This is a genomic window from Pseudomonas sp. NBRC 111133, assembly GCF_001320605.1.
Taxonomy (GTDB): domain Bacteria; phylum Pseudomonadota; class Gammaproteobacteria; order Pseudomonadales; family Pseudomonadaceae; genus Aquipseudomonas; species Aquipseudomonas monteilii.
Genome location: NZ_BCBJ01000168.1, coordinates 100787 through 109092, shown reverse-complemented (window position 1 = coordinate 109092; position 8306 = coordinate 100787). Strand labels below are relative to the sequence as shown.

Annotated in this window: 9 protein-coding genes; 8 read left to right on the top strand and 1 reads right to left on the bottom strand. The window is 61.4% G+C overall.

Features of this window, described 5'->3' with window-relative positions; all coding sequences use genetic code 11:
- The 5 genes from tgt to APH36_RS30040 all read left to right on the top strand — a co-directional run.
- Nucleotides 1-1019 (top strand): tRNA guanosine(34) transglycosylase Tgt (gene tgt, locus APH36_RS30060; RefSeq protein ID WP_060501855.1); only part of this gene is annotated, 1019 nt, incomplete at its 5' end.
- A 42-nt stretch (nt 1020-1061) separates the two neighbouring features.
- Nucleotides 1062-1397 (top strand): preprotein translocase subunit YajC, encoded by a 336-nt coding sequence (gene yajC / locus APH36_RS30055; protein WP_008092587.1) that lies wholly within the window; start codon nt 1062-1064, stop codon nt 1395-1397.
- 63 nt (nt 1398-1460) lie between these two features.
- Nucleotides 1461-3323, top strand: coding sequence for a protein translocase subunit SecD (gene secD, locus APH36_RS30050; RefSeq protein ID WP_060501849.1), 1863 nt, complete (start codon nt 1461-1463; stop codon nt 3321-3323).
- A 10-nt stretch (nt 3324-3333) separates the two neighbouring features.
- Nucleotides 3334-4242: a protein translocase subunit SecF gene (gene secF / locus APH36_RS30045; protein ID WP_060501847.1), complete on the top strand. Its 909-nt coding sequence runs from the start codon at nt 3334-3336 to the stop codon at nt 4240-4242.
- A 120-nt stretch (nt 4243-4362) separates the two neighbouring features.
- Nucleotides 4363-4905 carry a glycine zipper 2TM domain-containing protein gene (locus APH36_RS30040; RefSeq protein ID WP_060501846.1) on the top strand — a complete coding sequence of 181 codons (543 nt, stop codon included), beginning with the start codon at nt 4363-4365 and terminating at the stop codon, nt 4903-4905.
- A gap of 187 nt (nt 4906-5092) precedes the next feature.
- On the opposite strand, the gene suhB is transcribed toward APH36_RS30040, so the two are convergent.
- Entirely contained in the window at nt 5093-5911 is an 819-nt protein-coding gene (gene suhB, locus APH36_RS30035) for an inositol-phosphate phosphatase (RefSeq protein WP_016713212.1), read from the bottom strand.
- 151 nt (nt 5912-6062) lie between these two features.
- On the opposite strand from suhB, the gene trmJ reads away from it, so the two are divergent.
- The 3 genes from trmJ (at nt 6063) to iscR (ending at nt 8278) form a co-directional block, all read left to right on the top strand.
- Nucleotides 6063-6818: a tRNA (cytosine(32)/uridine(32)-2'-O)-methyltransferase TrmJ gene (gene trmJ / locus APH36_RS30030; RefSeq protein ID WP_060501844.1), complete on the top strand. Its 756-nt coding sequence runs from the start codon at nt 6063-6065 to the stop codon at nt 6816-6818.
- A gap of 3 nt (nt 6819-6821) precedes the next feature.
- Entirely contained in the window at nt 6822-7607 is a 786-nt protein-coding gene (gene cysE / locus APH36_RS30025; protein WP_016713210.1) for a serine O-acetyltransferase, read from the top strand.
- 179 nt (nt 7608-7786) lie between these two features.
- Nucleotides 7787-8278: a Fe-S cluster assembly transcriptional regulator IscR gene (iscR, locus tag APH36_RS30020; protein WP_008092572.1), complete on the top strand. Its 492-nt coding sequence runs from the start codon at nt 7787-7789 to the stop codon at nt 8276-8278.
- The last annotated feature ends 28 nt before the right edge of the window (nt 8279-8306 follow it).

Here is an 8306-nt window from a genome sequence, read left to right as displayed (position 1 = left end):
GCACCTACGGCACGGTCAAGGGCATGCTGCCACGCGATATCGAGGCCATTGGCGCCGAGATGATCCTGGGCAACACCTTCCACCTGTGGCTGCGCCCGGGCACCGAGGTGATCAAGAAGCACAACGGCCTGCACGACTTCATGCAGTGGAAAGGCCCGATCCTCACTGACTCGGGTGGCTTCCAGGTGTTCAGCCTGGGTGCCATGCGCAAGATCAAGGAAGAGGGCGTGACCTTCGCATCGCCAGTCGATGGCTCGAAAGTGTTCATGGGCCCGGAAGAGTCGATGCAGGTGCAGCGTGACCTGGGCTCGGACGTGGTGATGATCTTCGACGAGTGCACCCCGTACCCGGCCGAGCACGACGTGGCGCGCACCTCCATGGAGCTGTCGTTGCGCTGGGCCCAGCGCTCGAAGAACGCCCACGCCGACAACACCGCGGCACTGTTCGGTATCGTCCAGGGCGGCATGTACCAGGACTTGCGCATGCGCTCGCTGGAAGGCCTGGAGAACATCGGCTTCGACGGCCTGGCCATCGGCGGCCTGTCGGTGGGCGAACCCAAGCACGAAATGATCAAGGTGTTGGATTACCTGCCGGGCCAGATGCCCGCTGACAAACCTCGTTACCTTATGGGGGTAGGCAAACCGGAAGATCTCGTTGAGGGTGTGCGCCGCGGCGTCGACATGTTCGACTGCGTGATGCCGACGCGTAATGCGCGCAACGGCCATCTGTTCGTCGATACAGGGGTGATCAAGATCCGCAACGCGTTCCATCGCCACGATGAATCGCCGCTGGATCCGACCTGTGACTGCTACACCTGCACCAACTTCTCCCGCGCCTATCTGCACCACCTGGACAAGTGCGGCGAAATGTTGAGCAGCATGCTGAATACCATCCACAACTTGCGCCATTACCAGCGCTTGATGGCCGGTTTACGCGAGGCTATTCAACAGGGTAAATTGGCCGCCTTTGTCGACGCCTTCTACGCCAAGCGCGGGCTTCCCGTACCGCCCCTGGACTGACTGTTCGCACACATTATTAGAAAATTACATTAGGAGTGCCCAATGAGCTTCTTGATCCCCGCCGCATACGCGGACGCAGCAGCACCTGCCGCCGGCCCAGCCGGTACCGGCTTCGAGTGGATTTTCCTGGTCGGTTTCCTGGTCATCTTCTACCTGATGATCTGGCGCCCGCAGGCCAAGCGCGCCAAAGAGCAGAAGAACCTGCTGAGCAACTTGCAAAAAGGTGACGAAGTTGTCACCAACGGCGGCATCGCCGGCAAGATCGTCAAGGTTTCCGATGACTTCGTGGTACTGGAAGTGTCCGACACTGTCGAGCTGAAGTTCCAGAAGGGCGCCATCGCGGCAACCCTGCCAAAAGGTACGCTCAAGGCTATCTGAGTTACCGGTTTTATTTTCCAGTCGGGGCGCGCAACGCGCCCCGCGTCTTGAACGGGCGGCGTGATGCTGAACAAATACCCTCTGTGGAAATATGCACTGATCGTGCTGGTACTGGTGGTCGGTTTCATTTATTCCGCTCCCAACCTCTACCCGGATGACCCGGCGGTGCAGATCAGCGGTGCCAGCTCGGCGCTGCAGGTGAACCAGGCCGACCTCGATCGCGTCAGCAAGGCGCTGGTCGATGCCAAAATCGCCGTCAAGGGCGCAAGCCTGGGCGAGAAGGGCAGCGGGCTGATCCGCCTGACCAACCAGGAAGACCAACTGCCAGCCAAGGATGTCGTGCGCAAGGCGCTGGGCGATGATTACGTCGTGGCCCTGAACCTGGCCCAGACTACCCCGCAATGGCTGCGCAACCTGGGTGCAAGCCCGATGAAGCTGGGCCTGGACCTGTCCGGTGGTGTGCACTTCCTGCTGGAAGTGGACATGGACAAGGCCATGACGGCCCGCATGAAAGTCTACGAAGGCGAGGTCAAGACCTTGCTGCGCAAAGAGCGCGTCCGCTACCGCAGCCTGCCTCAGCAGGATGGCGGCATCATGCTGGGCTTCGCTGACGATGCTACCCGCGAACAGGCACGTGCCCTGATCCGCAAGAATTTCAATGATTTCGACCTGACCACCACCGAGCGCAACGAGCTTGCGGTGCTGCGTCTGGCGCTGACCCAGGCAAAAGTTGCCGAAATCCGCGAATACTCGATCAAGCAGAACCTCACCACCGTGCGCAACCGCGTGAACGAGTTGGGCGTGGCCGAGCCGCTGGTACAGCGCCAGGGCGCCAACCGTATCGTGGTCGAGCTGCCAGGCGTGCAGGACACTGCCGAAGCCAAGCGTATTCTCGGTAAAACCGCCAACCTTGAGTTCCGCTTCGGTGCCGAGCCGGGCGCGTCCAAAGCCACTACCGAGGTGTTCGAGTTCCGCGAAGGCGGCCGCTCCGCCCCTGTAGAGCGCGGCCTGATCATCACCGGTGACCAGGTAACCGACGCCCAGGCCAGCTTCGACGAACACGGCCGCCCACAAGTGAACATCCGCCTGGATGGCCACGGTGGCGAGCTGATGAGCCGCGCTACCCGTAGCAACGTTGGCCGCAGCATGGCGGTGATCTTCATCGAGCAGAAGCCGGTCACCCGCTACGTGAAGCAGACGGTCGACGGCGTCGAGAAGGACGTTGCCGTACAAAGCTTTGTGGAAGAGAAGAAAATCATCAGCCTGGCGACCATCCAGTCGCCGCTGGGCAGCCAGTTCCGCATCACCGGCCTGAACGGCCAGGGCGAGTCGTCCGAACTGGCCCTGCTGCTGCGTGCCGGTGGTCTGGCCGCGCCGATGTACTTCGCTGAAGAACGTACCATTGGCCCAAGCCTGGGTGCCGACAACATCACCAAGGGTATCGATGCGTCGCTGTGGGGCATGCTGTTCGTCTCGCTGTTCATCATCGCCATCTACCGCGGCTTCGGCGTGATCGCCACCATCGCCCTGGCGGGCAACATGGTGCTGCTGCTGGCCCTGATGTCGCTGCTGGGCGCCACCCTGACCCTGCCGGGTATTGCCGGTATCGTGTTGACCATGGGTATGGCGGTAGACGCCAACGTGCTGATCTTCTCGCGTATCCGCGAAGAGCTGAAAGCCGGCATGTCGGTACAGCGCGCCATCCACGAAGGCTTCAATCGCGCCTACACCGCGATCATCGACGCCAACCTGACCAGCCTGCTGGTCGGCGGCATCCTGTTCGCCATGGGTACCGGCCCGGTCAAAGGCTTTGCGGTCACCATGTCCCTCGGGATTTTCACCTCGATGTTCACCGCCGTCATGGTGACCCGCGCAATGGTCAACCTGACCTGCGGCGGGCGTGACATCAAGAAGCTGTGGGTTTGAGGGAGCTGCGATGAAAACCATCAACTTCATGGGCGTGCGCAATGTCGCGTTCGCCATTACCGTGCTCCTCACCGTGCTGGCGCTGTTCAGCTGGTGGCAGAAGGGCCTCAACTTTGGCCTGGACTTCACCGGCGGTACGCTGATCGAGCTGACTTACGAGCGCCCGGCCGACCTCAAGGCGGTGCGTGCCGAGCTGGTCAATTCGGGCTTCCACGAGGCCGTGGTACAGAGCTTTGGCGCTACCACCGACCTGCTGGTGCGTATGCCGGGCGATGACCCGCAACTGGGTAACAAGGTAGCCGCTGCTTTGCAGAAGGCTGGCGGCGATAACCCAGCCACGCTCAAGCGTGTCGAGTTCGTTGGGCCGCAGGTGGGTGAAGAGCTGCGCGACCAGGGCGGCATGGGCATGCTCCTGGCCCTGGGCGGCATCCTTATCTACCTGGCCTTCCGCTTCCAGTGGAAGTTTGCCGTGGGTGCGATCATCTCGCTGATTCACGACGTAGTGGTCACCCTGGGTATCCTGTCGTTCTTCCAGATCACCTTCGACTTGACGGTGCTGGCAGCGGTGCTGGCGATCATCGGTTACTCGCTGAACGACACCATCGTGGTATTCGACCGGGTGCGTGAAAACTTCCGTGTCATGCGCAAGGCCTCGTTGATCGAAAACATCAACGTTTCCACCACCCAGACCCTGCTGCGTACCGTCGCCACCTCGGTTTCGACCTTGCTGGCCATTGCCGCACTGCTGTTCTTCGGTGGTGATAACCTGTTCGGCTTCTCGCTGGCCCTGTTCATCGGCGTCATGGCCGGTACCTACTCGTCGATCTACATCGCCAACGTGGTGCTGATCTGGCTGAACCTGAACAGCGAAGACCTGATCCCGCCGACCAAGGCGGAAGGTGTGGACGAGCGCCCATAAGGGCTTGTCTCACGCCGTTTGGCTGCCCGAAAGGCGCGAGTATTGAACTCGCGCCTTTTTTTTTGCTCCAAGGCTGGGAGAAGGCGGGCTAACCCCCGCGGGTATGATCAGGAGGTTCATGTGAACAAATCAATGCTGGTGGGTGCGGTACTGGGTGCTGTCGGTGTAACTGCCGGAGGTGCTGTGGCGACCTACAGCTTGGTCAACAAGGGGCCTGAGTATGCGCAGGTCACCGACGTGCAACCGATCAAACAACAGGTAAAAACCCCGCGCGAAGTCTGCAAGGACGTCGCTGTGACGCGTCAGGCGCCGGTCAAGGACCAGCACCAGATCGCCGGTACTGTGGTGGGTGCAATCGCCGGTGGTTTGCTGGGTAACCAGATTGGCGGCGGCACCGGCAAGAAGATCGCCACCGTGGCCGGTGCGGTCGGTGGTGGTTATGCCGGTAACAAGGTGCAGGAAGGCATGCAGGAGCGTGACACCTACACCACCACGCAAACTCGCTGCAACACGGTGAATGACATCAGTGAGAAGGTGGTGGGCTACAACGTGACCTATTCCATTGGCGATCAGGTCGGCAAGGTGAAGATGGATCGCGAGCCGGGGTCGACCATTCCGCTGGACAAGAATGGCAAGCTGATCCTGAGCGATGCTGCGCAGTAATTTGTGTTGCCTGTGCTGGCCCTTTCGCGGGTAAACCCGCTCCCACAGGTGCTGCGCTGCCTTTGAGGTTGGTGCTATCCCTGTGGGAGCGGGCTTGCCCGCGAAGAGGCCGGTACAGGAAATGCAAAACCTGCAGGCATAAAAAAAGCACCCCGCGGGGTGCTTTTTGTTTTCAGGCAATCCGCGCTTAGCGCTTCATGCTCTCTGGCAGGTGCGGTTGGATGGCCGTCAGGACTGCCTTGAAGCACTTGATGTTGCCCGCAACGATATGGCCTTTGTCGAGGAAGTCGTGGCCACCGTTGAAGTCGCTCACCAAGCCACCGGCTTCCTGTATCAGCAGCACGCCGGCTGCCATGTCCCACTCGGATAGGCCTGACTCCCAGAAGGCGTCGAAACGGCCAGCGGCCACGTAGGCCAGGTCCAGGCTGGCGGAGCCGGCGCGGCGGATGCCGGCGGTCTGGCCAGTCAGGGCGCGGAACATGCCCAGGTAGTTGTCCATGTCAGCCATCTGGTTGTCACGGAACGGGAAGCCGGTACCCAGCAGGGCACCTTCCAGGCTGGTGCGCGAGCTGACGCGCAGGCGGCGGCCATTGAGTTGGGCGCCACGGCCACGGCTGGCGGTGAATTCTTCCTGGCGAACCGGGTCGACGATCACGGCGTGCTCAAGGCGGCCACGGTATTTGCAGGCGATGCTGACGGCGAAGTGCGGGATGCCACGCAGGAAGTTGGTGGTGCCGTCCAGCGGGTCGATGATCCACAGGTAATCCTTGCCTTCTTCGCCGCTACCCGCGTGCAGGCCGGTTTCCTCGCCCTGGATGGAGTGGTTCGGGTAGGCCTTGCGCAGGGCGTTGACGATGCTCTGCTCGGCGGCGCGATCAACCTCGGAAACGTAGTCCTTAGCCTCTTTCTCGTCCACCTTGATGCTATCCAGGCGTTCGATGGAGCGGAAAATCAGTTCACTGGCGCTGCGAGCGGCGCGCAGGGCGATATTCAGCATAGGCTGCATGGGCGGGTCACCTGGAGATGTTAAAGAAGAAAGCCGATCATTCTAGCAGAAAACTTTGGCGGCAGAAGTGTCACATTTGCTTTCATGGCGTTACGTCTGTCGGTTCTGTAAGATCGAAGGCCCTGATTCCTGCATCTGTGAGCACAACACCTTGCTGCAAAATATTCGTGTTGTTCTGGTCAATACCAGCCACCCCGGCAACATCGGCGGCGCTGCGCGTGCCATGAAAAACATGGGCTTGTCGCGTCTGGTGCTGGTGCAGCCGAAAGAATTCCCCGCCGTGGATGCCAGTGCCCGTGCCTCGGGCGCCGACGATGTGCTGGATAACGCCCAGGTGGTCGACAGCCTTGAACAGGCGCTGGTCGGCTGCAACCTGGTGATGGGCACCAGCGCCCGCGAGCGCAGCATCCCGTGGCCGTTGATCGGCCCGCGCGAGTGCGGTGCCAAGGCGGTGGAGCATGCCAATGGCGGCGAAGAAATCGCCCTGGTGTTCGGGCGCGAACACGCCGGCCTGACCAACGAAGAACTGCAGCGATGTCACTTCCACGTGCACATTCCCTCCAACCCCGACTTCAGTTCGCTGAACCTGGCCGCTGCCGTGCAGGTGCTCTCTTATGAGGTGCGCATGGCGTGGCTGGCTGGCGGTGCAGCGCCGGAAAAAGTCGAGAAGGTTGACGCCAGCGAGCTGGCGACCATGGACGAAATGGAGCTGTTCTACGACCACCTGGAAAAAACCCTGGTGGGCATCGGCTTCCTCGACCCGGAAAAACCCAAGTACCTGATGCCGCGCTTGCGCAGGCTGTATGGGCGGGTGGCGGTCGAACGTTCGGAAATGAGCATTTTGCGCGGCATCCTTACCGAGACCCAGAAAGTGGTCCGGGGCGAGCCGCATAAACGGAAGGACTGACAGATGTTCGAACGCCTGCGTGAAGATATTCAAAGCGTATTCCACCGTGACCCGGCGGCGCGCAATGCCTTCGAGGTGCTCACCTGCTACCCCGGCATGCATGCCATCTGGTTGCACCGCCTCGGCAACGCCTTGTGGAAGCGTGATTTCAAGTGGCTGGCCCGGCTGGTGTCCAACTTCGGCCGCTGGTTGACCGGTATCGAGATCCACCCGGGCGCCACCATCGGCCGGCGCTTCTTCATTGACCACGGCATGGGTATCGTCATTGGCGAAACCGCCGAAATCGGCGACGACGTCACGCTTTATCAGGGCGTGACCCTGGGCGGCACCAGCTGGAACAAAGGCAAGCGCCACCCCACCCTGGAGAACGGCGTGGTGGTAGGGGCAGGGGCCAAAGTGTTGGGCCCGTTCACCGTCGGTGCCGGCGCCAAGATTGGTTCCAATGCAGTGGTGACCAAGGCGGTGCCAGCGGGCGCCACGGCGGTGGGCATCCCGGGGCGGATCATCGTCAAGAGCGAAGACAACGAAGTCGAGGCCAAGCGCAAGGCCATGGCCGAGAAGATCGGCTTCGATGCCTACGGCGTCAGTGGTGACATGCCCGACCCGGTGGCGCGCGCCATCGGCCAGATGCTCGATCACTTGCAAGCGGTCGACGAGCGGCTGGAGGGTATGTGTGGCGCCCTGACCAAGATGGGTAGTGACTACTGTGCCAAGGAGCTGCCAGCCCTGCCGGAAGACGATTTTGCCGAGGAGGCCAAGGTGGCCCAGCGCGACACTCAGTCGCATTGATTGCGCCGCACTGAAATCATAGTGACATACGGGGCGTGTGCTCACGCCCCTCGTCTGCTACACTCGCGCCCGCCTCCCCGATGCAAACCCGACTAAAGCACTAGGTCTTATAGTTGACTTAAATGCTCGGGAATCGCATACTCGCACACATCCCGAAACTCCCGTGGTACCCAATAGCCATGCGACTGACTACCAAAGGCCGATACGCCGTGACCGCCATGCTTGACCTGGCGTTGCACGCGCAGCATGGGCCGGTGTCTTTGGCCGATATTTCCGAGCGCCAGGGCATTTCCCTCTCTTATCTGGAACAGCTGTTCGCCAAGCTGCGCCGCAGCAGCCTGGTTTCCAGCGTGCGCGGTCCAGGCGGTGGCTACCAGCTGTCGCGGGGCATGGAAACCATCCAGGTGGCCCAGGTCATCGATGCGGTCAACGAATCGGTCGATGCTACCCGTTGTCAGGGCCTCGGGGACTGCCATGCCGGTGATACCTGCCTGACCCACCACCTGTGGTGCGACCTCAGCCAGCAGATCCATGAATTCCTCAGCGGCATCAGCCTGGCCGACCTCGTCATGCGCCGTGAGGTGCAGGAAGTCGCCCAGCGCCAGGACTTGCGACGTGTCGCAGGCCGAACCGCCCAGCTGGACAAGATTGAGACGTCCGCCGTCGATTGATCCCCCAGGGACGATGAGCGACGCCACC

Bases quoted from the DNA above. Each gene is read 5' to 3' on its own strand.
- yajC (WP_008092587.1), top strand. From the start codon at position 1,062: ATGAGCTTCTTGATCCCCGCCGCATACGCGGACGCAGCAGCACCTGCC.
- secD (WP_060501849.1), top strand. From the start codon at position 1,461: ATGCTGAACAAATACCCTCTGTGGAAATATGCACTGATCGTGCTGGTA.
- secF (WP_060501847.1), top strand. From the start codon at position 3,334: ATGAAAACCATCAACTTCATGGGCGTGCGCAATGTCGCGTTCGCCATT.
- suhB (WP_016713212.1), bottom strand. From the start codon at position 5,911: ATGCAGCCTATGCTGAATATCGCCCTGCGCGCCGCTCGCAGCGCCAGT.
- cysE (WP_016713210.1), top strand. From the start codon at position 6,822: ATGTTCGAACGCCTGCGTGAAGATATTCAAAGCGTATTCCACCGTGAC.
- iscR (WP_008092572.1), top strand. From the start codon at position 7,787: ATGCGACTGACTACCAAAGGCCGATACGCCGTGACCGCCATGCTTGAC.